Origin of the sequence: Metabacillus malikii, assembly GCF_030813355.1 — a bacterium.
GTDB classification, from domain to species: Bacteria; Bacillota; Bacilli; order Bacillales; family Bacillaceae; genus Metabacillus; species Metabacillus malikii.
Window position 1 is genome coordinate 301,273 of record NZ_JAUSUD010000003.1, and the last position, 19,837, is coordinate 321,109.

Sequence of the window (19,837 nt, forward strand, 5' to 3'; positions counted from 1 at the left end):
GATGAAGTTTGGTTGTTACTCAAGTAAGTAAACTAGATTAAACAGGGAACACTGATAACAAACGAAGTCTTTTGAAGAGAATGATTGATAGGAGTGGAAAATCTATGAACATAGTAAAATGGATGATGTATAGTACGGCCTTACTCATCGTTGTCATTCCAACAACAATCGCACTTTTCTCAGCAACTAGCTTTAGCTCATCATTTAGTCATACAATGATTACGTTAGCGATACTATTAGTCATTGCTGCGAAACTGCTCAATGTCGTACAAAAACGTCAGCAAAACAAAACATATGCCGGAGACGTTGGAGCGGTAGTTGGTCTATTACTTGTCGTAATCATTCGGTTTATATAAAGATTATTGTGAATTTGGTAATGTTCATTTATTAATATTAAAACATTGCTAATCTGTATAAATGCTGGCCGAAGTGCAACGGTATGAAAAGTGAGAATGTAAATATTTTTATTTATTTGTCCAAGAAGGGAACGACTATTTAATTGGGGAAGATAAATAAATTTTAATAGGTTTAAAGCTCTTCAGAAGAGCCTTACTGAATAGCTCTTCTGAAGAAATTAATTAGCCAAAACATCCCGTTTCAAAAATGATACCCAAGTGATAGCTAAAAATACAATATAGTAAACAATCAATATCACTATAGAAAATTCCAGCGTTATCCCTTCAACAAGAGGTTCACCATATAAATATTGCTCTAAATCATTCGCAAAAAGAATATATTTAGCCCAAGCCTTCTCCGCAAAAATTCCGACGATCGTATTACCAGCAAACATAAGAAATATACTTAATCCAATTGCCATGCCGCTATTTCTAAATAATGTTGAAATCATAAAGGCAAAAGTAGACATGATGACTAAATTAACAAATGAGAACCCATATCCTTTCACTATTTCATTTAAGACGGATACCTTTTCAAAGCTTTCCGTTTTAAGTAGGATGATTTCAGTGTCTATCGAGTGTAAACCATATAGTAAGGAACCTGTTAGTAGGGATATAACAAATAATAAAACGAGCAATTCAAGAGCAAAGATCACGAATGTCACATATTTTGATAATAATATTTTTGAACGTGTAGCAGGGCGAATTAGTAGAAGTTTAATGGTTCCTAAATTAAACTCAGTCGAAACGATTCCGGCTGCAACAATAATCGTAAATAAACTTAATAATGCTGTTAAGTTACGATAGCTCAGGATAAACTGCCAGCCATCATAGCTCACAGGCTTAATATTGTGGTCGAGATAATACTGATTTAAATCAATTTGTTCATTATAAAAACCGTCTTCTTCGGCTTCCTTCTGTAATTGAGTGGTTTCCTCCTGTAGCTGCTCCTTCCAATCATCACCATATTTTATATCCTCATCAAATAAAGTCTTTTGAATGATGCCGGTACCAATAATTACCACAACCAATATTACTAGCATGATCCATGTCGACTTTTTAGCATACAATTTCATATGTTCATTTTTTATGAGATTGATCATTGATTTGCCTCTCCAATCAAATGAATAAATTTATCTTCTAGTGTAGTTCGCTCAAGTTGAATTCCATAGATTTGAATCTCTTCATTTACTAAGTTTTTAATTAATGTGGGAATCTCATCCTCAATCGTTGCAAACATAAGTGTATCATTCCTTGTAGTAACAGACGTTTGTAACATCTCTTCAACCATAACTTTTGCAACTTCGATTGGTGTCGCTTTAAGTAAAGCTTGGTTTACTTTTGATTGCTGTAAAGTATCTTGAACTGATTCAATCGCGATAATTCTTCCATTATTTATAACGCCAATACGATCACACATCATTTCCATCTCAGATAACAGATGACTAGAGACAATCACTGCAACCTGCTCTTTTTCAGCGAGGTTTCTTATATACTGACGAATTTCCCGGATACCAGAAGGGTCAAGCCCATTTGTCGGTTCATCTAAAATGAGAATAGAAGGGTTATGTAATAATGCCTGGGCGATCCCGAGTCGTTGCCTCATCCCTAATGAATAACGACCTACTTTCTCATGTATCGCTTTCTCCAAGCCAACAAGCTTAATAACTTCATTTATTCTATCCTTAGAAATCCCATCTATCATTCGTGCATAATGCAACAGGTTTTTCCAACCGCTCATATATGGATACATTTCAGGATTTTCTACGATTGCTCCGACATGTCTTATCGCTTCTTTAAAATTAGTTTTAATACTCTTGCCTTCTATTAAAATATCTCCTTTTGTAATACTAATAAGTCCAACCATCATTCGAATCGTTGTTGTTTTACCTGCACCATTTGGACCGAGAAACCCAAACACTTCACCTTTATTGATCGTGAAACTTAGTCCTTTAATGATTTCCTTTCTTCCAATATTTTTATGTATATTGTTTATTTGCATCGCATGATTTGCCATTTTTCCCTCCAGGTGGATAAGTATATTTCTTAAAACTACTTGAATATTACTATCTTTGTTAGTCTATTCATTCATTGAAAAGCTTAGAGACCAATTACATATACTGTACATTCTGAATCTAACAACCTAGGCTTAAAAGAATATTTCCAAACAACTAGGGCCCCTTTCATTACAAGTATAATTCTTGAAGATTATGGTAATTTAAACAGAACCTTAACAGAACCTTACTATTTGAAGAATAGCAACCTTATTCAGTAAGCACTAAGTAATAATAGAGAAAACTGTATTAAAGATATGTTAAGTAAGTTACGGTGCAATGGAAAAAGCAAGCAACTAATAAAAGGGTACAGGCGACATTTGCCGAATATTGTAAAGAGAAAAAGTAAGGGGCTGTTAACAATGGTAAATGGTGTGGAGGATTTTTATTGTGATGAAGTATTGAGTGGTAGAACAGAGGTTGAAATTGTATTAGAAACAGACAACATATTAGCGTTTTACCATACAAGACCGTTTTATGAAGTACATATTGTCGTAATCCCGAAAAAGCACATCGTTTCACTTATTGATGTGAAAGAAGTTGAAAGACCAATAATGAATGAGTTATTTGATTGTTTACAATCAGTCTCAAGGCAAGTAAATGACCAATATGGGGCATGTACTGTATCAACGAATATCGGTGAGTATCAGTCGAATAAGCATATGCATTGGCATGTTCACTATGGCATGCGAATTCGTTAAAAGGATGGTACACGGTGTTAAAAGTGATATGAATTTGATATCTGGACTAAGCTCGCCGATATTTTTGGCGGGCTATATTCATGGGTATCCATACGTAGATTGTGTTACTCGAACGTTCAAAAATAACTCAAATATGCAAGAAAAGATAGTTTTTTTGTAACAAAACAATAAATCATATTCATTTGTTACAACGGTTGATATTCTTGAAATAAGAAAGGAGGACAGTATGAAAATAAAATTTAGATGGGATAAACAACGAGCAATAGATGAAATCGAAATTATCGCAAATCCAGTGAATAAAGAGAAGTTAGGTTCACTCAAGGACGGGTTAGAGACTAGCATATCATTAAATGTTCAGAACCCTAAGAATAACAGACAACTTCGTATCGATATTCAGCAAATTGAAATGATAAAAGCTTTAGGTCATCTATGTAAAGTAGTTTTAGTAAATAAAGAGGAATATCTATTACAAAAGCGATTAAAAGAGTTAGAGATTTTGGAGGATAATGGGTTATACAGGATAAACAATTCAACTATTTTGAATTTGTCGCAAGTTGCTTCATTTAAATCAGGTGAATATGCAAGATTAGAGGTATACACAAAAAATAATACAAAATACTTAGTTAGCAGACATTATGCTAAATTGATAAAGGAGAAATTAGGATGATTCATAACTTAAGAAACAATTTCACGCAAACAGCATTAGGAAGTATAATATGGGTTTTTATTTTAAGTACGCTCGCATATCAAGGAATGAATATTCCATTTAATTATGTGTGGAACTTAATTACAATTGGTGTGATATCAGGGATTATCTTCGGAATTGTTTACCCATATTTATGGAATTATTCAACGTTCAAGGCACCAATTAATATTATTTTGAGTACCTTAATAAATTCCTTTGGCGGTTTTTTAGTCATCTATTTATTTTCAGTTGAAATGTTTCACTTTATAAAAGGATATGTAATTTTCATTGTTCTGTTGACGCTATTAGGACATATAATCGCATTTTATTTTTATTCAAAATATCAAAACAAAAAGTTGGCTGATTCTTTAAATGAAATAAATAAATAATCTTTTTACATCTGTGAAGTTTAGAAGAATACTTCATATTTCCTAATCTAAATACATTAAATAGTTACAATGGCGTATGATAGCTCATACGTCTGTTTCCTATGTCTCTATAAGAAATTTATCCAGGAGTAAAATTTTCGATGACTTATGAAAACGGATTTATAGTTAAGGTATGCTAAACTATAAAGAGGTAAAAGTTTTAGGCAACAGAGATAGAGAGGTTGAAACGAATGAAAAGAAACTATTCAATTTTATTTTTATGTTTAGCAGTCATCTTATTAGCTTCATGTGGAAATGCTTCTGAAGAATCAAAACCGACAATAATCAATGAGCCGAAACAGGAGAAGGAAAAGGATTCTAATGATACGGATTCAAAAGAAGCGACTTCAAACTCCGATCACGAACAAACTAATACTAAGGAAAGCGATATAAACGATGAGGAAGAACGGAAACCGAGTACTGAACAAGATATGACTACTGATACACAAAGTCTAAAGCAAGAGTACTTAGTGAAATTAAAGAAAACGAAGCATGAAACAGAGGAAAAACGGAATAATTCTGAAGAGGACATCACAATTGTTCTGAAAGGAATCGAAGGGGAAATATTTGATGTGTGGGACGGATTGTTAAACGAAATTTATGGTGTCCTAAAGAATCAACTTTCAGAAGAAGAAATGGAAAGATTAAGAAGTGAACAACGGAAATGGCTTGACTTTAGAGACCGTACAGCAAAAGAGGCTTCACTAAAATATGAAGGTGGTACGGCGGAACAATTAGAGTATGTAGTGGTTCTCAACAAATTGACTGAAGAAAGATGTTTTCAATTAGTTGAAAGCTATATGAAATAATAACACTTTCATAACGAAAGAGAAGGGTGACTCGAAACTTAGTTCATTGCTGAAGTTTCAAGTCACCCTTTGTGTATTGATATGCCTCATCGTCTATGTCATGAAAATTACACAAGGTCAATTGTTGTAATTGTACGATCAATGATTCTTGCGCCCTTTTTCCCGACAAAATCGCCATCTGCTGAGATGAAGATGTTAGAAGCGATGATTTCATCCATTGCGTTAGATAAGGCGGTATTGTCGACTGGTTCTTTTGGTGAGTCAATACTAACTTTAACTGTTTTACCAGCACTATTTAAAAATAGTAATTCAAGTGTTTTTGTCATATCCTTCCCTCCCTTCCTCAATAATCATTCGATGCATTCTTGATTAAGATGCAGATATTTGATTTTTATCATTGCGTTCAACATGTAGAAGTGCTTCTGTTTGAAGGCTAACAATTGCTTGTGCTGCTTGTAGCAATTGCTCTGCATTAGCAGATGTTTTCACATTGTTGTAATTTTTCCTTTTTGTTATTTGTTTACCATTTTCATCAACACCCATATCAAAAACTAAACTCAGTTGTGAAGATAATAACGTTTCAACGGCCATTTTCTCTCACCTCCCTTCACTCTTTATATACAAGAAAGTGACTAGGAGAGTAGCGTTCATTTTTAAAAAAGGCTGTTTTCGTAAACATTGTTTCTTTTAACTGAGTTGTCGTTTAGGGTTTGTCTCCGCTACAGTACTCAGCAATAGCGGGGTGGGTGGTGAGCCTCATAGCTCCTTGCGGCACGAACAAGCAAACTTCAGGTCACCTCCCTACGATAAGTCATCATCGATTCGCCATTCGGCTCATCGTGATTCCTAAATCTTTAGTCGATGCCCCTCCAGTTTGTACGTCGATGGGCAAGCCGCCTACGCTTTTCGTATTCCTCAGCGTTAACGCTTGCGGGGTCTCACCTCTCCCACGCATCCCGCAGGAGTCTCGCACTTTAAGCTCCAACAAACCCTTAAAAAGGTTAGTGCAAAAAGCACCAATCTTTTAGAATAGAGCCTTAAAAAAACATCTTTCTTTTAGAGATTGAATAGATTTGTTTAAGGGAGGGATTGAAATGGGGCAACAGCAATCAGGAGATTTCATTCTTAGGACTTTTCTTAATGTTATCGGAGACTTTTTGATTTTGTTTGTTGTTGTTCTTTTATGTGAGTGGTATGCGAATAAGAAGGGCTATAACGTAGTTGAAAGGGCTTGGCTCGTTACAGTTGTTGTGTTAATGGTGTTAATGTTGGCACTTTGGAAAACGTATGGAAGGTTACTTCACTTATTATAAGGTTTTTTTTAGAACGAGAAAGGACTATTGTTAATATCCTTATGCTTTCATATAAATAACCGGAGTCACCTTTTCGAAGTATTAGAAAGTAGCTTAGTCTATGAAAATTTTTTTAATAAAAATAAAAATCGACGCTACTCTAGTGTAAGCAAAACCCTATATAACATATGAAGACAAATTTTTGGCAGTTGGACAAGCCTAATCGTCTTGAATATGAAGAATGATAGGGAGAATTGCGAGATGGAAAAATTAAATTTTGAAACAATACAAAAACATCAATCGTTTTCAACCGTTGAAGAAATGAACCAAGCAGTCCGTGGCTTTTTATATAAGCATAAATCTGAATTATCTGAGGGAACATTGAAGGTACTTCATAACATTTGGAATCATTCTCTAAAAGTCGTAGGTGTATCATTTGCAAAATATGACTACATCGCTGAACTAGTGAACCTCAGCCGAAGAACAGTCATTCGCGCAATTAATGTTCTAGTCGCAAAAGGATTCATCAAAAAAATACCGACAAAAAGAATGAATGGCAAACAAGGTGTAAATATTTTAGTGATTCAAGAATATCCACCTATTGATTCATTAAAAAATAACATGTCACCCCATGTTGTCACTCCTAATAAAACAGAGAATAATCAAAGCTCACTCTGTGAGAATAAAACAAAACCTAAGAACGTTAAGAAAGAGGTTGAACCGTCACTTCAACAGCTTGATGCTAGTTTTTTACCTGACACTGTTTCTAAACCATTCATTGAGGCAGCAAAACCATTTTTTAATGCCGTTGACATTTATGAGTTATGGAAGCGGATTGTGATCGTCTATGAAAAAATGCAGCTGCAAAAGGGGTTGGATGATGTAATCGATGTTGTCATCCAAGCATTTAAGGAAGCGATATTTGCAAAAAAACGTGGAAAAATTAAATCAACGTTTACAGGTTATTTTTATACAATCGTGTACTCTAAATTAATTGTTGAAAAGCGAAAAGAAATGAAACCTTTGCTCTATGACTTTTTGAATGGGTATTAAGACACCAATCCAAGCCTTGTGAATTATTTTTACAATAATTACATCTTTTTATCACCTTGTCCGTCTCTGCTGAATACAATGTATTAAAAAGGTGATGGGGATGAAAGTATTTAAATATTTGGCGGATTGGTATCAAGCAAAGAGACAAAGGTATATCGAGAGGATGAAACAACAGGGAAAGTGCCCAATTTGCAAAGGCTACGGCTATGAAACGATTGCGAATGCGTATGTCGGTCATTCCATTGAGTGTCATTCATGTAAAGGAACAGGTCTATACTCCGAATGGGAAAATTCAAACTAATCATTGTTACCTGCCCTTCCTTTAAACAGGTAGGGGTCCTTTTTGTATGCAGTCCCACAAAAATAGTTCAATCATGATTTTTGCAGTAGAATAACGAAGTGGAGGATGCGAGATTTCGTTCATGCCAAGAAATGTCTTGTATGTACACAATTAAAGATAGCCGTACGAAAAACTAAGTATAATACATAAATAAGATAAAATGACCTGTAAAAATTGTAGTACAAGAATGTTACATAAAATGATGAATGCCTGAGAATAATAAGTGGGATTTAACCATTTTATGAGGGAGGTGTTCATATTGAAAAATCTTCTGTTGTTAGCAAGTGTAATCTTATCATTATCATTCGCAGCTGGCTGTAATAATAATGAAGAACCAGACCCAGCCCCTGCTCCAAATGATGTATTAGACAATGAAGATGACAACAATACAGATGATAATGGTACAGAAAACGTACCTGGTGTCGATGAAAACGATACGATAAACAAAGATGATGAAGCGGATGGAGAACGAGATCCAGAGGATGTAATTGAAGATGGCGAAGATATTGTAGACGACAATCATAAGGATCACTAAAATGTGAAGGAAAAGTCCTCAGACTCGAGGGCTTTTTCTTAATGTTCAAACTGGGGGTCTGGATAATATTGATGGGCATTTAAGTCAACGACATACTCCCGTTTAAATTGAACACCTTCAGCACAAAGAAAGTGATATTGTGAGTCACTGCCTTCTGTATCCTTTATGGCGATTTCACCTTTTGCGTTAACAACACGATGCCAAGGCAGTTGATGCTTGCGACTCATGGCATGTAAAATTCGTACTACTTGACGTGCTCCCCTTGGACTTCCAGCCAATTTTGCAATTTGACCATATGTCATAACTTTACCGTGTGGAATGCTTTTTATAAGTGATACAACCCTTTCTGTGAAGGGAAGCATATTTGCACCTCTTTCCATTACTTACATTTATAGAGTCATCTCGTTTTTTAAATGATTTGCACGTGCCTTATCTTCAGTTGTGGCAACACGAAAAATCATATTGAGTGTAATTTCGTCTTCAGTAATATTGTTAGCTTTACAAACACTAACCTGAAATGATTTATTATAAGCTATCATCATCTTTAAGTCATTTAAATCAGCAACACCGAACACTTCTTTGACAATATCCTCATATTTAAGCTGCGTTCCTGTAGCAAATCGGAAAATTCCTTCTTCAGGGTTTTCTAAATAATATAGTGTATTTGGTTCTAGTACCATTAACAAAACACCCTTTCCTTAAATCAATTATTATGATAAATGATTCCATGTAAAAACTGCCCAATATTAGACAGAATAGTTGAAGCGGCTTAACTGGATGAGTATAGGCGTGACAAATGACAAGATAATATACTACTTCTATCCTATCTCTATATGGGGACATGTACTATGAGGTGTTTCAATCTATCAATATCAATTATAGCATAGAATAGGAAATTTCTCCTGAGGGTAATTTTTTCTTTCTTCATTAACTATGAACGGAGACGGATAGAACGTTGGAAATAAGAGGCTCATCTCAAAGACTTAGACCAGAAGATCTAAAGTAAGGAGAGAAATGGAGAGGGGCATATCCTGTATTCATTTGAAAATAGTTAAGGGAAACAAAATTATGTGAATGAAAACCTGAAGTGTAACTCATAGGCTGTATGAAGACCAAAATGAGTGAGAGGCAATATGGAAATGTCTTTCGTAAATGTTATGAAGACCAAAATGAGTGAGAGGCACTATGGAAATGTCTTTCGTAAATGTTATGAAGACCAAAATGAGTGAGGGGCAATATGGAAATGTCCTTCATAAATGGTATGAAGACCAAAATGAGTGAGGGGCAATATGGAAATGTCCTTCATAAATGGTATGAAGACCAAAATGAGAGAGAGGAAGTATAAGAAATGTCCTTCATAAACGTCATGAAGACCAAAATGAGTGAGGGGCAATATGGAAATGTCTTTCATAAATGTTATGAAGACCAAAATGAGTGAGAGGAAGTATAAGAAATGTCCTTCATAAACGTCATGAAGACCAAAATGAGTGAGGGGCAATATTGAAAAGTCCTTCATAAATGGTATGAAGACCAAAATGAGTGAGAGGAAGTATAAGAAATGTCCTTCATAAATGTTATGAAGACCAAAATGAGTGAGAGGCAGTATAAGAAATGTCCTTCATAAATGGTATGAAGACCAAAATGAGAGCGAGACAATATGGAAATGTCTTTCATAAATGTTATGAAGACCAAAACAAGTGAAAGACAATATAAGAAATAGTCTTCATAAATGTCACGAAGACCAAAATTCAAAAAGGTACAAATCGAACGGCCTTCCTAACCGAAGAGACAGTCAAAATTGAGGACAACTCTTAAGAAATGGACTTCATTCCATCAGAAGTAATCATTCCTAGAAACGCCTACTTTAAAAAGGAGCGAACTCTAAAAGTCCACTCCCGTAACGATGATTCTTATACACTTTTACTTGGAGCTTCCTGTGTTACACGCTTAATAAAAAATGCTAAAACAAGTGCTAATCCGGCAATTAGAACGGAAACGAAAAAGGAATCGTTTATACCATTTATTGTAGCGTCTACCATGACTTTATTTTGTAGACCTTCTAATACTTCAGCGCTTTGTTGCTCTGTTAATTTGCTCATTGCTGTATTCATCAGTTCTTCTGCATGGTTTTTCGTACGCGATGTCATGACTGTTACTAAAATTGCAGAGCCGATTGCACCGGATACTTGTGATAGTGTACTATTCATCGCAGTACCATGCGGGTTTAGTCGTGCAGGTAATTGATTTAAGCCGTTCGTCATAACAGGCATCATGACCATTGACATACCTAACATACGAACTGAATACATGACGAGTAAAGTTGAATAGGAAGTTGTTAACGATAATTTACTAAAATAATAGGTTGTAATAACCGTAATAATTAATCCGATTACTGCCAATGTTCTTGCGCCATACTTATCAAATAATTTACCTGTAATGGGAGACATAATTCCCATTATAATTGCACCAGGTAACATTAATAATCCAGAATCTAACGGTGAAATACCACGAAGCTGTTGTAAATAAATCGGCATTAAAATCATTGCTGAGAACATCGCCATATTTAATACAATTGAAATCGCTGAAGATAGGGCGAACATCGGGTATTGATAGACACGAAAATCCAAGAATGGGCTTTCGAGCTTAAACTGTCTTAAAATAAATAAAATCAATGAAATGGTCCCAACGATTAGAGTACTGTACACGATTGGGTCTCCCCATCCTTTATCTCCAGCAGAACTGAATCCGTATAGTAATGAACCGAATCCAATGCTTGAGAAAATGAGTGAGAGTACATCCATTTTTAATTGAACCTTTTCTTTTGTATCCTTCAATTTAAAAAATGCTAAAACTAAAACAATTAGGGCAAAAGGCAAAATCATATAGAATAGTGTCCGCCAATGATAATGTTCAACGATCCAGCCTGAAAGTGTCGGTCCGACAGCTGGTGCGAAAATCATAACTAATCCCAATATGCCCATTGCTCCGCCACGTTTCTCAATTGGGAAGCTTGTGAGTAGGACATTCATAAGTAACGGCATCATCACTGCTGAACCAGATGCTTGTATCATACGTCCAGTTAAAAGAAGCGCGAATGAATCAGCCGTACTCGCAGCAAATGTACCGATTGTGAATAATAGCATCGCTGTGATAAACAAATGCCGAACTGAAAACTTTTGGATTAAATAAGCTGTAGTTGGAATTAATATTCCGTTTACGAGCATATATCCTGTTGCTAGCCATTGAATCGTAGTAGGTCCTACCTCTAAATCTGTCATCATTGATGGCAAGGCAACATTCAGTAATGTTGAGTTTAATATTGAAACGAAGGCACCTGCTAATAAAATCGCAATGATTCCATAAGGTGGTCGTTTTGATGTTGTATATGGTTCACTCATTAAATAGTTCTCCTCCTGAATAAACAACCAGTATATTTTTTTATACTTTTATTTCACATTGCAATATATTACGCCCTATTTCACAATTTTGCAAGATTAAAAATTCAGTTTGTAAAGGAATTTTAGATCGGATAAGATAAACTCAGGTAGTTGGTTATTCATAGGCTAAATTTAATATAGATAAGTTAATGATGAGGGTGGGGGTCATGAGAGATAGGAAGCAGCAAGTCGTTATAAAAGCACATCAATTATTTATAGAAAAAGGATTTCAAGCAACTTCAATACAAGATATTTTGACTAGCAGCGGTATATCAAAAGGAACTTTCTATAATTACTTTCCTTCAAAAAGTGAATTATTTAAAGCTGTTTTTACCTATATACATTCGATTTATGAGACAGAACGAAATAAGTTATTAATCGGTGAAAACTTAGCTGATATTGAAATATTTATTAAGCAACTAGATTTATTCATGAAGGCAAATAAGCAAAATAAACTTTTCTCTCTTATTGAGGAAGTATTTGCTTCAAATGAACCAGAATTGAAACTATTTATCAAACAAACACACCATCGCCATTTAGAGTGGATGTTTCAGCGGTTTACTGACATATTTGGAGAAGATAAGCGGCCGTATTTACTTGATTGCGCGATACTATTTACTGGTATGCTTCAGCAAATGATCCAATATAACTTGGCGGCAAAGGCTACACACTTTAATCGCATTGATATCATTCGTTATTGTGTAAATCGAATTGTGCATATTGTAGAGGATGTAAGCGAACGGAACGAACAGCTGTTAGATCCTGATTGTTTAGTAACATGGAAAAAAGAAAGTCAAGAAGATACAACGAATACTGTAGTGGAATTAAAGGAAGTTATAAAGAAGTTAAAAACAAAAATAGTAGATGACCAAGAAAAGTATATCCAGATACTTGAGTTTATCGAGGATGATGTTGAGAATTCCAAAGAGCCACGAAAATATTTACTAGAAAGCTGCCTACAAACATTAATGATGTCGACTCACATTAGGCAGGAAAAGGAATTCTTGAGACTGCAGCAGTTAATAAAACAATTAACTTAATTAGTAGGTTGACTCATTGAGAAATCTAGCTTTTCCTTATGAGTTAACCTATTTTGTTCGATATAAAAAATGCTGCCATATAAAATGGCAGCGAATTAGTTAAAGATGTACTCTACGTTTTTTTCCGCATCGAACACATTCATGTGTAAAAAAATTCAACTTATGATTTTTGTAAAGAAAATTGCAGAAAATGGATTTGAACTTCAAATGAATCAGCTCCTTTGAATAAAATCCGGTAATCCAGCCATCATAGTTGTTATGTAACCTTAGACCTGTGACTTTGTGTCCCTATTTTTCAATAGGTTTACCTTTAACTTTTTGGTTGTTTGTTATTGAGAACAAATCGTTAGTTATATAATACTACTTGTTTATGAAAATGTGAAGTAAAACTTCTGTAAATTTTGTTAAAAAAGGAGACGAAATTACGAAGGGTTCTTTCTTTTTAAGGAAAAAGACTTATTGTATTCTAGTTGAAATTAACTATTTTGAAATTATTTTACATTTTATCTTTCCTTTTATTTGTTTTGTACAAGTATTAGTGCCATATGAAAACAAGATACTTTTATATTTGCAAACATTTGACAAAATGATTTAGTATCATAATATAGATGTAGATTTTGATAATATGAATTTATGTTGGGAATGGGGAGAAGTTATATGGATATTTTTACAGCGATAAAAGAAAGACGGAGTGTTGGTGTTGTGAAGCCGGATGCAGTTCCGACTGAGTTAATAGAACAAATATTAGAAGCGGGAACGTGGGCCCCAGCTCATCATCGAACAGAGCCATGGCGCTTTTTCGTTTTAACTGGTGATGCAAGGAAGACTCTCGGTCAAGCTCTTGCAAAATATTTGGAAAAGTCACTGGATGACCCGTCAAGTGAAGAAAGTAAGACACGTTTAGAAAAAGTTGCTGCAAAAGCATTAAGAGCTCCGGTAATCATTGCTGTAGCAGTTGAGCCTTCGGAAGATAAAAAGGTCATTGTGAAAGAGGAATATGCAGCAGTTAATGCCGCGATTCAAAATATGCTCCTTGCAGCACACGCATTAGGATTAGGAGCAATTTGGAGAACAGGCCAAGTATGCTATTCCGATGAAGTAAAGCAGAGATTCAACCTTTCAGAACGAGGCGAGATGCTTGGATTTATTTATTTAGGCTATCCAGATACGAAACAATTAACTGGAAAACGAACTCATTTTTCGGAACTGACTACATGGCTAGATAAGGAAGAAGATTAATAAATATATGTCTTTTAAAGTAGTTTAATATTGAGCTCTTTGTTTTCAGATTCCGTACAGAGGAGCTTTTATCATTGGGGGACTTCATTGGGGGACTGTCCCCCACCCCTTTAACGTGGTAACTCATTGAAGTTCTCGTATTATTTTATCCAGCTTTAGAATCGCAGAAAATCAACAGTCATTGGGGGGGACTGTCCCTCACCACTTTAACGTGGTAATTTGTTGAGGTTCTCGGATTATTTTATCGAGCTTTAGAATCGCAGAGAATCAACTGTCCATTATCATATGAGTCTTTGTGTGTGTAACTGCCAAGCGGGAAAATAAATGTCCATGGCATACTTACATAGGGCGGAATCATTAGTTTTGGAAGTGTGAATGTCATATCTGCGATTATTTCCTCTTTATCAATGTATTGCAATCTATTGTTGTTAAATGAAAGCGGATCTCCCGTGAAATTATGAATTAATACAGTCACTAGTAATGCCAGTTTATGATTTGTTGCTACTCTAATAATAGAGCAGCCAATGTTTAAATCGTTTAAATGTTTTGTTTCATGAAAGATTTTATCGATTAATTGTCTGTCACTGGCAGCTAATGTTTTGTTCCAGGACGGTTCGAATTGTAATTGTTGCATAATGGCTCACCTCACAGGTAAGTGTAACACAATACCGTTGTTTCTCAACTCCCTCAATGATGTACGAAGCAGCTCGGAAGGCCCCTTCGATTTCGTCATCTCTTTACATTTCATCTTGGGCGTGTATCCCTAATAATCTTAAGCCTTCCTTAAGAACAATTTGTACGGATTGGACAAGTGCAAGTCGGTCAGGCTTCCCAGGGTCATCGGGAAGGATGCGTACTGAACCATCATATTTATTAAACAACTTTGCCAAATCAAGAACGTATCGTGCAATTTGTGATGGGTCATATGCTTCAATGGCTCGTAGTATTGTTGCAGGAAATGCATGAAGCTTCATAATAATAGCCTAGCTATCTGGATTAGAAATAGTTATTTCACCTGGAAAATCTGAGAAGTTAGCTTTTCTCAAGAGAGAAGTGGTACGTGCATGTATATTGAACATATGGACCTGTTTCTCCTTCGAATGTTAGCGTATCTTCTAGGGAGAATTCGATATCGTGTAAACGATAATTTTTTAAGTCATGAAAGATAACTGCACCTGTTCCGACTTGTTTGGAAATAATATCCTTCTGAACGAGTGTTGGATTTTTTTCATGAATGCTTTTTAGTGCAATTTGAATGGCATCGTGTAAAACATCCTCAAGTAAGACAACCTTTCCTTTACGCGTGGACATTTTTTTACCATACTTAAGCATCATTCCAAATGGTATATGCTTAAGACCTATATGCCACGTGTAGCCCATTTTTTCAAGAACGTGAAAAAGCTGATGAAAGTGTAATGACTGCTCATATTTTTTAAAAAATTATCGTGAAACATTTTCCGGGGATATGCGTAGAAAAAGGTAATAGCTTGACTAACTTAGTAATGGTTAAAAGGGGGAATATTTATGACAAGGGCAACAGAATGTCCAAAATGTGGTGGGAAAGAATTAGGTATAGGTAGACATACTGGGTACAGTGTTATGTATCCAGAAAACAAAATGAGCTTTGGCTCAGATATTGATTATGTTATCTGCACAGATTGTGGATACATTATCGAAGGTTATGTGAGGAAACCTGAGAAGTTTAAGGGGACGAAGAAGAACTGACTTTTACTACATATAGTTCAAGTAGATTAGTAGAATAGTTAAAGGAATTCTAGGAGACAGGGGATGAACATTTGTGTCATACCATATGAGAGTAAAGGGTTGTGCGGTTATACTTAAGGACCAATCGATTTTATTAGTTGAATTTCATGATGAAAATGGTCTCCATTATAATTTACCTGGTGGCGGGGTAGAGCCGGGTGAAACGATAATGGAGGCAGTAGTAAGAGAAGCGAAGGAAGAAGCATCGATAGACATTGAGGTTGGTGAGTTAGCGTTTATTTATGAATATGCGCCACACCGAAATAATCATAAATATGGAAAGACACATTCTTTAAGTTTGATGTTTGAGTGTAAAATAATTAACGGTACTACACCGGAATTACCACAGAAGCCTGACCTCCATCAAACCGATGTGAAGTGGATTCCGTTAGCTAAATTAAACGATGTGATTCTGTATCCAAATATTAAAGAACAATTACTCGCTTATGCGGATCAAAAGATAAAACTTTGTTTTTAGAAGAGCGTGAATTACTTTGAAAAAGTTCGTAAAAAACGACTTGAAAACGAGATATAAAGAACAATATTGCTAGAACTAGGGACGCTTAAAGGCACTACTTTATAAAAACGCAAATGGTCATTTTAAAAAATATTGAAATGACAATTCGCGTTTTTTCTTTTTGAGATATAAAGGTGAAATTGTTTTTTATATTGTTTCTGTCAGTATATAGGTCGTAATCCCCTTATCATCATAATGGAAAGAGGATTAATAGACATCGGTTAAATTCCAGGATGAAATATGTGAATTTGTTCCTTAATCTCTTCAATATATGTTCTTAGTATAGTAAATAAGACGTGTTTGAGTTGTTGAGGGATAGGTCTAATAGTAGGGTAGGTAAAATACTAAAAATTTGAAATATTATGAAAATAGTAAACTTTTCAAAGAAAGATCTATACTTTTTAGGGTGGTTTATGTTCAGGTGATTATCTAAGATTAGTAATGTAATTGCTTACATGTCTAAAAAAGGGAGTTGGTGCAAAATTGAGATTGATATATTGAGAAAGTTTTTTGAAGGGTGAATTCGAAAAGAGTATCTATTTGGAAGAACGTTTTAGTGTCAAATGAACAGAGTAGAAAAATGAAAATTAGGAGGAATGGAAAATGAAGAAAAAAAGATTTAAATTATTTATCGTCACATTACTATGTTTTGTGCTAACGATTCCTTTAGCAAGTGTGAGTGCAGCAACAACGCTTACGTCAAATCAAATTGGTACACAAGATGGCTATGATTATGAATTTTGGAAAGACAACGGTGGTTGGGGTAATATGACCTTAAATAGCGGTGGAACATTTAGTGCTGAGTGGGGCGGTATTAACAATATTCTATTCCGTAAAGGGAAAAAATTTAATGAAACCCAAACACATCAGCAAATCGGAAACATCTCGATAAATTACGGTGCCAACTTCCAACCAAATGGAAATGCATACTTAACTGTCTATGGATGGACGGTCGATCCTTTAGTAGAGTTCTATATTGTAGATAGCTGGGGTACTTATCGCCCAACAGGAACAAAAAAAGGAACAATAACTGTTGACGGTGGCACTTATGATGTATATGAAACAACAAGAGTAAACCAACCATCGATTAAAGGAAATACAACATTTAAGCAATATTGGAGTGTCCGTACGTCAAAACGTACAAGTGGAACAATTTCTGTTAGCGAACACTTTAAAGCATGGGAAAGACTAGGGATGCCAATGGGTAAAATGTATGAGGTAGCATTAACAGTAGAGGGCTATCAAAGCAGTGGTAGTGCAGATGTCTACCAAAATACATTAACGATCGGTGGTAACAGTGGTGGTGGAACAACACCTCCTCCAAGCAATACAGGAACAAAAAAAGAAGCTGAAACAATGACAAAAAGTGGAAGCTACACAAGTAATATTAATTCGCCTTTCAATGGAGTCGGTTTATATGCTAATAACGACTCGGTAAAATATACACAATATTTTACGAGCGGAACACATAGCTTCTCGCTTCGTGGAGCCTCTAGTAATTCAAATATGGCACGAGTTGACTTGAAAATCGGTGGACAAACGAAAGGTACATTCTATTTCGGTGATGCCTACCCAGCAGTCTACACAATTGACAACGTAAGCCATGGTACAGGCAATCAAGAAATTGAACTCGTTGTAACAGCAGATGACGGCAATTGGGACGCATACGTTGATTATTTAGAAATTCATTAAGATTGATAGATTGTTGGATCTCGGTGGAGTTTATTCTACCGGGATTTTTTAATGAATAGACCAATAATATTTAGTAAGAATAACCAATTGATTGAAGAATTTCGATATAATAATTGAATGTAGATGCGATTTTTTTTACGGAAGGATAAGAGTGCTATGAATAAAATATTACAAACAAGTAATTTACTGCTTCGCCCCTTTCAATTATCAGATGCGGAAAGAGTACAACAATTAGCAGGAGATAAGGATGTAGCGAAAACAACATTAAATATCCCCCATCCTTATCCAATTGAAGCAGCAGTAAATTGGATAAACACTCATCCTAGGTTGAGAGAACAGAACAATGTTTTTCCAATGGCAGTTATCTTAAAAGAAACGAACGAATTGATTGGATCAATGACAATTAGAATCGATAAGCAGCATCGTAAAGGGGAGTTAGGCTATTGGATTGGAAAAGCCTATTGGGGAAAAGGCTATGCCACCGAAGCAGCAGAGGAAATTGTTCGATACGGCTTTGAAGAACATAATGTAAATAAGATATGTGGAACAGCAATCGCTTCAAATACCGCTTCCTGTAAAGTGATGGAAAAGCTTGGAATGAAACAAGAAGGCAAACTAGAAAAGGATTTATTCATAAATGGTGAGTTTGTAGATGTTGCTGTTTTTGGACGAATAAAAGAATAAATAAGGAGATAAAGAGATTGACAAATTACTATTATATAGCTTCAGATAAAGAAATCGGTGCTGGAAATGGCACACTAGATTTGACAAAAGTAGATTCAGAGCACATACCTGGATTTGATTTTCCAATTCAATATGAGATATACAATGGGCTAGAAAAGGAGTTCGAGCTACGGGTATTTATGCAATACATCAAACAACAGATGGAACCATTTAACGAATGTACAGTCCAAGTTGCCAATCTATTAAATTCCAATCACGTTGAGTTGAAAGTTCGAAGTAAGCATAAGGTTCTGTTACATGAGCTCGATCATCCGAAACAAATATTACTCGATGAAGGACAATTAGTGACGATAAAAAAAGTTCCAACGTACATTGAGTAATGCTATTTATGAAGAATAATTTAAGGGGCTCTGAAAATGGAAAAAGAACTATTAAAAATCTACAATGAAGACAGTCAGCAAATCGGTGTTGCAACTCGTGATGAAGTTCATAATGTTGGTCACTGGCATGAAGTGTTTCATTGCTGGTTTGTTCAGCAGGAAAGAAATCGACATTATCTCTACTTACAGCTACGTAGTCATCATAAAAAGGATTATCCGAATTTATTCGACATTACAGCTGCTGGTCATTTGCTTGCAAGTGAAACCGTGGAAGATGGTGTTAGAGAAATAAAGGAAGAGCTAGGCATTGACCTAAACTTTCGTGACCTCATATCATTAGGGATGCTTAAATACAGTGTTGCAAATGAGCATCTGATCGATAACGAACTCGCAAATGTGTTCCTTTATAAGTGCAACCTCGAATTGGACCAGTTTATCCTCCAAAAAGAAGAGGTATCTGGAATCGTAAAAGTTGACTTATTTGCGTTTCAACAACTATGGCTCGGTGAGAGAGACACGGTTAACATACACGGATTTTATCAAGATGAGGTAGGTACCAAAGTATTGATCGAGTCCGATGTAGGCAGAGACCAGTTTGTCCCACACCAAGCTTCATTTTATCAACAAGTCATCAGTAGAATCGTAAGGAAAAGCAAACAAAGGTAGAAAAAGATTGTTTTATTGCCCCGTAGAGGCCAGAAAAAGGAAGCAACGGTAAAAAAGGAATGTTCTATAGCCCCGTAGAAGCAAGAAAAAGGAAGCAACGGTAAAAAAGAAATGTTCTATTTCACC

28 protein-coding genes and 1 riboswitch are annotated in these 19,837 nt (G+C 35.3%); of the genes, 17 read left to right on the forward strand and 11 right to left on the reverse strand.

Going from position 1 to position 19,837, the window contains the following annotated elements:
* Positions 1 to 104 precede the first annotated feature (104 nt).
* Complete coding sequence (locus J2S19_RS05345) at positions 105 to 356, forward strand: histidine kinase (protein ID WP_307338315.1); 252 nt, start codon at positions 105 to 107, stop codon at positions 354 to 356.
* A 218-nt stretch (positions 357 to 574) separates the two neighbouring features.
* On the opposite strand, the gene J2S19_RS05350 is transcribed toward J2S19_RS05345, so the two are convergent.
* Together J2S19_RS05350 and J2S19_RS05355 are read right to left on the reverse strand one after the other, a co-directional pair.
* Positions 575 to 1,498 carry an ABC transporter permease gene (locus tag J2S19_RS05350; protein WP_307338317.1) on the reverse strand — a complete coding sequence of 308 codons (924 nt, stop codon included), beginning with the start codon at positions 1,496 to 1,498 and terminating at the stop codon, positions 575 to 577.
* Positions 1,495 to 2,412, reverse strand: a complete 918-nt coding sequence (locus tag J2S19_RS05355) for an ABC transporter ATP-binding protein (RefSeq protein WP_307338319.1) — start codon at positions 2,410 to 2,412, stop codon at positions 1,495 to 1,497. Before J2S19_RS05355 ends, J2S19_RS05350 begins: the two co-directional genes overlap by 4 nt.
* A gap of 399 nt (positions 2,413 to 2,811) precedes the next feature.
* Between J2S19_RS05355 and J2S19_RS05360 the strand changes: the two genes are divergently transcribed.
* From J2S19_RS05360 to J2S19_RS05375, 4 genes are all read left to right on the forward strand, one after another.
* A complete protein-coding gene (locus J2S19_RS05360; protein ID WP_307338321.1) occupies positions 2,812 to 3,150 on the forward strand; it encodes an HIT family protein in 339 nt (112 codons plus the stop codon).
* 226 nt (positions 3,151 to 3,376) lie between these two features.
* Complete coding sequence (locus J2S19_RS05365) at positions 3,377 to 3,817, forward strand: LytTR family DNA-binding domain-containing protein (RefSeq protein WP_307338324.1); 441 nt, start codon at positions 3,377 to 3,379, stop codon at positions 3,815 to 3,817.
* On the forward strand, positions 3,814 to 4,224 hold the full coding sequence (locus J2S19_RS05370; RefSeq protein WP_307338326.1) for a hypothetical protein: 411 nt from the start codon (positions 3,814 to 3,816) through the stop codon (positions 4,222 to 4,224). The genes J2S19_RS05365 and J2S19_RS05370 overlap by 4 nt, the downstream gene beginning before the upstream one ends.
* A 230-nt stretch (positions 4,225 to 4,454) precedes the next feature.
* Positions 4,455 to 5,072, forward strand: coding sequence for a lysozyme inhibitor LprI family protein (locus J2S19_RS05375; protein ID WP_307338331.1), 618 nt, complete (start codon positions 4,455 to 4,457; stop codon positions 5,070 to 5,072).
* 107 nt (positions 5,073 to 5,179) lie between these two features.
* On the opposite strand, the gene J2S19_RS05380 is transcribed toward J2S19_RS05375, so the two are convergent.
* The 3 genes from J2S19_RS05380 to J2S19_RS05390 form a co-directional block, all read right to left on the reverse strand.
* On the reverse strand, positions 5,180 to 5,398 hold the full coding sequence (locus J2S19_RS05380) for a DUF2922 domain-containing protein (protein WP_307338334.1): 219 nt from the start codon (positions 5,396 to 5,398) through the stop codon (positions 5,180 to 5,182).
* Between the two features lie 43 nt (positions 5,399 to 5,441).
* Entirely contained in the window at positions 5,442 to 5,663 is a 222-nt protein-coding gene (locus tag J2S19_RS05385; protein WP_307338337.1) for a DUF1659 domain-containing protein, read from the reverse strand.
* A 223-nt stretch (positions 5,664 to 5,886) separates the two neighbouring features.
* Positions 5,887 to 6,027 carry a hypothetical protein gene (locus J2S19_RS05390; protein ID WP_307338339.1) on the reverse strand — a complete coding sequence of 47 codons (141 nt, stop codon included), beginning with the start codon at positions 6,025 to 6,027 and terminating at the stop codon, positions 5,887 to 5,889.
* Between the two features lie 139 nt (positions 6,028 to 6,166).
* Here J2S19_RS05390 and J2S19_RS05395 point away from each other — a divergent pair, with 139 nt between their 5' ends.
* The 4 genes from J2S19_RS05395 to J2S19_RS05410 all read left to right on the forward strand — a co-directional run bounded on the left by J2S19_RS05395 (position 6,167) and on the right by J2S19_RS05410 (position 8,292).
* On the forward strand, positions 6,167 to 6,385 hold the full coding sequence (locus J2S19_RS05395; RefSeq protein WP_307338343.1) for a hypothetical protein: 219 nt from the start codon (positions 6,167 to 6,169) through the stop codon (positions 6,383 to 6,385).
* Between the two features lie 240 nt (positions 6,386 to 6,625).
* Positions 6,626 to 7,417, forward strand: a complete 792-nt coding sequence (locus tag J2S19_RS05400) for a helix-turn-helix domain-containing protein (protein WP_307338346.1) — start codon at positions 6,626 to 6,628, stop codon at positions 7,415 to 7,417.
* 100 nt (positions 7,418 to 7,517) lie between these two features.
* Positions 7,518 to 7,718 (forward strand): hypothetical protein, encoded by a 201-nt coding sequence (locus J2S19_RS05405; RefSeq protein ID WP_307338349.1) that lies wholly within the window; start codon positions 7,518 to 7,520, stop codon positions 7,716 to 7,718.
* A gap of 298 nt (positions 7,719 to 8,016) precedes the next feature.
* Positions 8,017 to 8,292, forward strand: a complete 276-nt coding sequence (locus J2S19_RS05410) for a hypothetical protein (protein ID WP_307338352.1) — start codon at positions 8,017 to 8,019, stop codon at positions 8,290 to 8,292.
* A 38-nt stretch (positions 8,293 to 8,330) separates the two neighbouring features.
* Here J2S19_RS05410 and J2S19_RS05415 read toward each other — a convergent pair whose 3' ends face one another.
* The 3 genes from J2S19_RS05415 to J2S19_RS05425 form a co-directional block, all read right to left on the reverse strand.
* Complete coding sequence (locus J2S19_RS05415; protein ID WP_307338355.1) at positions 8,331 to 8,654, reverse strand: MGMT family protein; 324 nt, start codon at positions 8,652 to 8,654, stop codon at positions 8,331 to 8,333.
* A 27-nt stretch (positions 8,655 to 8,681) separates the two neighbouring features.
* Complete coding sequence (locus J2S19_RS05420) at positions 8,682 to 8,972, reverse strand: hypothetical protein (RefSeq protein WP_307338358.1); 291 nt, start codon at positions 8,970 to 8,972, stop codon at positions 8,682 to 8,684.
* A 1,230-nt stretch (positions 8,973 to 10,202) separates the two neighbouring features.
* Positions 10,203 to 11,690 carry a DHA2 family efflux MFS transporter permease subunit gene (locus tag J2S19_RS05425; protein ID WP_307338361.1) on the reverse strand — a complete coding sequence of 496 codons (1,488 nt, stop codon included), beginning with the start codon at positions 11,688 to 11,690 and terminating at the stop codon, positions 10,203 to 10,205.
* A 206-nt stretch (positions 11,691 to 11,896) separates the two neighbouring features.
* Between J2S19_RS05425 and J2S19_RS05430 the strand changes: the two genes are divergently transcribed.
* On the forward strand, positions 11,897 to 12,769 hold the full coding sequence (locus J2S19_RS05430) for a TetR/AcrR family transcriptional regulator (RefSeq protein ID WP_307338365.1): 873 nt from the start codon (positions 11,897 to 11,899) through the stop codon (positions 12,767 to 12,769).
* A 231-nt stretch (positions 12,770 to 13,000) separates the two neighbouring features.
* Positions 13,001 to 13,088, reverse strand: a riboswitch (cyclic di-GMP riboswitch).
* A 338-nt stretch (positions 13,089 to 13,426) separates the two neighbouring features.
* Positions 13,427 to 14,008, forward strand: a complete 582-nt coding sequence (locus tag J2S19_RS05435; RefSeq protein ID WP_307338368.1) for a nitroreductase family protein — start codon at positions 13,427 to 13,429, stop codon at positions 14,006 to 14,008.
* Between the two features lie 241 nt (positions 14,009 to 14,249).
* Here J2S19_RS05435 and J2S19_RS05440 read toward each other — a convergent pair whose 3' ends face one another.
* From J2S19_RS05440 to argS, 3 genes are all read right to left on the reverse strand, one after another.
* Positions 14,250 to 14,642, reverse strand: coding sequence for an SLAP domain-containing protein (locus J2S19_RS05440; RefSeq protein ID WP_307338371.1), 393 nt, complete (start codon positions 14,640 to 14,642; stop codon positions 14,250 to 14,252).
* A 103-nt stretch (positions 14,643 to 14,745) separates the two neighbouring features.
* Positions 14,746 to 14,982, reverse strand: coding sequence for a DALR anticodon-binding domain-containing protein (locus J2S19_RS05445; RefSeq protein WP_307338374.1), 237 nt, complete (start codon positions 14,980 to 14,982; stop codon positions 14,746 to 14,748).
* 58 nt (positions 14,983 to 15,040) lie between these two features.
* Positions 15,041 to 15,388: an arginine--tRNA ligase domain-containing protein gene (gene argS / locus J2S19_RS05450; protein WP_307338376.1), complete on the reverse strand. Its 348-nt coding sequence runs from the start codon at positions 15,386 to 15,388 to the stop codon at positions 15,041 to 15,043.
* 144 nt (positions 15,389 to 15,532) lie between these two features.
* Here argS and J2S19_RS05455 point away from each other — a divergent pair, with 144 nt between their 5' ends.
* The 6 genes from J2S19_RS05455 to J2S19_RS05480 all read left to right on the forward strand — a co-directional run bounded on the left by J2S19_RS05455 (position 15,533) and on the right by J2S19_RS05480 (position 19,711).
* On the forward strand, positions 15,533 to 15,733 hold the full coding sequence (locus J2S19_RS05455) for a transcription initiation factor TFIIIB (protein WP_307338379.1): 201 nt from the start codon (positions 15,533 to 15,535) through the stop codon (positions 15,731 to 15,733).
* A 73-nt stretch (positions 15,734 to 15,806) separates the two neighbouring features.
* Positions 15,807 to 16,250 carry an NUDIX domain-containing protein gene (locus J2S19_RS05460; protein WP_307338382.1) on the forward strand — a complete coding sequence of 148 codons (444 nt, stop codon included), beginning with the start codon at positions 15,807 to 15,809 and terminating at the stop codon, positions 16,248 to 16,250.
* Between the two features lie 642 nt (positions 16,251 to 16,892).
* On the forward strand, positions 16,893 to 17,981 hold the full coding sequence (locus tag J2S19_RS05465; protein ID WP_307338384.1) for a glycoside hydrolase family 11 protein: 1,089 nt from the start codon (positions 16,893 to 16,895) through the stop codon (positions 17,979 to 17,981).
* A gap of 156 nt (positions 17,982 to 18,137) precedes the next feature.
* Entirely contained in the window at positions 18,138 to 18,665 is a 528-nt protein-coding gene (locus J2S19_RS05470) for a GNAT family N-acetyltransferase (protein ID WP_307338387.1), read from the forward strand.
* 17 nt (positions 18,666 to 18,682) lie between these two features.
* A complete protein-coding gene (locus J2S19_RS05475) occupies positions 18,683 to 19,045 on the forward strand; it encodes a hypothetical protein (protein ID WP_307338390.1) in 363 nt (120 codons plus the stop codon).
* Positions 19,046 to 19,081: 36 nt separating this feature from the next.
* Positions 19,082 to 19,711, forward strand: coding sequence for an NUDIX hydrolase (locus J2S19_RS05480; protein ID WP_307338392.1), 630 nt, complete (start codon positions 19,082 to 19,084; stop codon positions 19,709 to 19,711).
* Positions 19,712 to 19,837: the final 126 nt, after the last annotated feature.

Bases quoted from the DNA above. Each gene is read 5' to 3' on its own strand.
- J2S19_RS05425 (WP_307338361.1), bottom strand. From the start codon at position 11,690: ATGAGTGAACCATATACAACATCAAAACGACCACCTTATGGAATCATT.
- J2S19_RS05355 (WP_307338319.1), bottom strand. From the start codon at position 2,412: ATGGCAAATCATGCGATGCAAATAAACAATATACATAAAAATATTGGA.
- J2S19_RS05430 (WP_307338365.1), top strand. From the start codon at position 11,897: ATGAGAGATAGGAAGCAGCAAGTCGTTATAAAAGCACATCAATTATTT.
- J2S19_RS05370 (WP_307338326.1), top strand. From the start codon at position 3,814: ATGATTCATAACTTAAGAAACAATTTCACGCAAACAGCATTAGGAAGT.
- argS (WP_307338376.1), bottom strand. From the start codon at position 15,388: ATGGGCTACACGTGGCATATAGGTCTTAAGCATATACCATTTGGAATG.
- J2S19_RS05360 (WP_307338321.1), top strand. From the start codon at position 2,812: ATGGTAAATGGTGTGGAGGATTTTTATTGTGATGAAGTATTGAGTGGT.
- J2S19_RS05395 (WP_307338343.1), top strand. From the start codon at position 6,167: ATGGGGCAACAGCAATCAGGAGATTTCATTCTTAGGACTTTTCTTAAT.
- J2S19_RS05390 (WP_307338339.1), bottom strand. From the start codon at position 6,027: ATGCGTGGGAGAGGTGAGACCCCGCAAGCGTTAACGCTGAGGAATACG.
- J2S19_RS05465 (WP_307338384.1), top strand. From the start codon at position 16,893: ATGAAGAAAAAAAGATTTAAATTATTTATCGTCACATTACTATGTTTT.
- J2S19_RS05480 (WP_307338392.1), top strand. From the start codon at position 19,082: ATGGAAAAAGAACTATTAAAAATCTACAATGAAGACAGTCAGCAAATC.
- J2S19_RS05440 (WP_307338371.1), bottom strand. From the start codon at position 14,642: ATGCAACAATTACAATTCGAACCGTCCTGGAACAAAACATTAGCTGCC.
- J2S19_RS05385 (WP_307338337.1), bottom strand. From the start codon at position 5,663: ATGGCCGTTGAAACGTTATTATCTTCACAACTGAGTTTAGTTTTTGAT.
- J2S19_RS05420 (WP_307338358.1), bottom strand. From the start codon at position 8,972: ATGGTACTAGAACCAAATACACTATATTATTTAGAAAACCCTGAAGAA.
- J2S19_RS05365 (WP_307338324.1), top strand. From the start codon at position 3,377: ATGAAAATAAAATTTAGATGGGATAAACAACGAGCAATAGATGAAATC.
- J2S19_RS05400 (WP_307338346.1), top strand. From the start codon at position 6,626: ATGGAAAAATTAAATTTTGAAACAATACAAAAACATCAATCGTTTTCA.
- J2S19_RS05470 (WP_307338387.1), top strand. From the start codon at position 18,138: ATGAATAAAATATTACAAACAAGTAATTTACTGCTTCGCCCCTTTCAA.
- J2S19_RS05375 (WP_307338331.1), top strand. From the start codon at position 4,455: ATGAAAAGAAACTATTCAATTTTATTTTTATGTTTAGCAGTCATCTTA.
- J2S19_RS05415 (WP_307338355.1), bottom strand. From the start codon at position 8,654: ATGCTTCCCTTCACAGAAAGGGTTGTATCACTTATAAAAAGCATTCCA.
- J2S19_RS05445 (WP_307338374.1), bottom strand. From the start codon at position 14,982: ATGAAGCTTCATGCATTTCCTGCAACAATACTACGAGCCATTGAAGCA.
- J2S19_RS05405 (WP_307338349.1), top strand. From the start codon at position 7,518: ATGAAAGTATTTAAATATTTGGCGGATTGGTATCAAGCAAAGAGACAA.
- J2S19_RS05380 (WP_307338334.1), bottom strand. From the start codon at position 5,398: ATGACAAAAACACTTGAATTACTATTTTTAAATAGTGCTGGTAAAACA.
- J2S19_RS05345 (WP_307338315.1), top strand. From the start codon at position 105: ATGAACATAGTAAAATGGATGATGTATAGTACGGCCTTACTCATCGTT.
- J2S19_RS05455 (WP_307338379.1), top strand. From the start codon at position 15,533: ATGACAAGGGCAACAGAATGTCCAAAATGTGGTGGGAAAGAATTAGGT.
- J2S19_RS05435 (WP_307338368.1), top strand. From the start codon at position 13,427: ATGGATATTTTTACAGCGATAAAAGAAAGACGGAGTGTTGGTGTTGTG.
- J2S19_RS05350 (WP_307338317.1), bottom strand. From the start codon at position 1,498: ATGATCAATCTCATAAAAAATGAACATATGAAATTGTATGCTAAAAAG.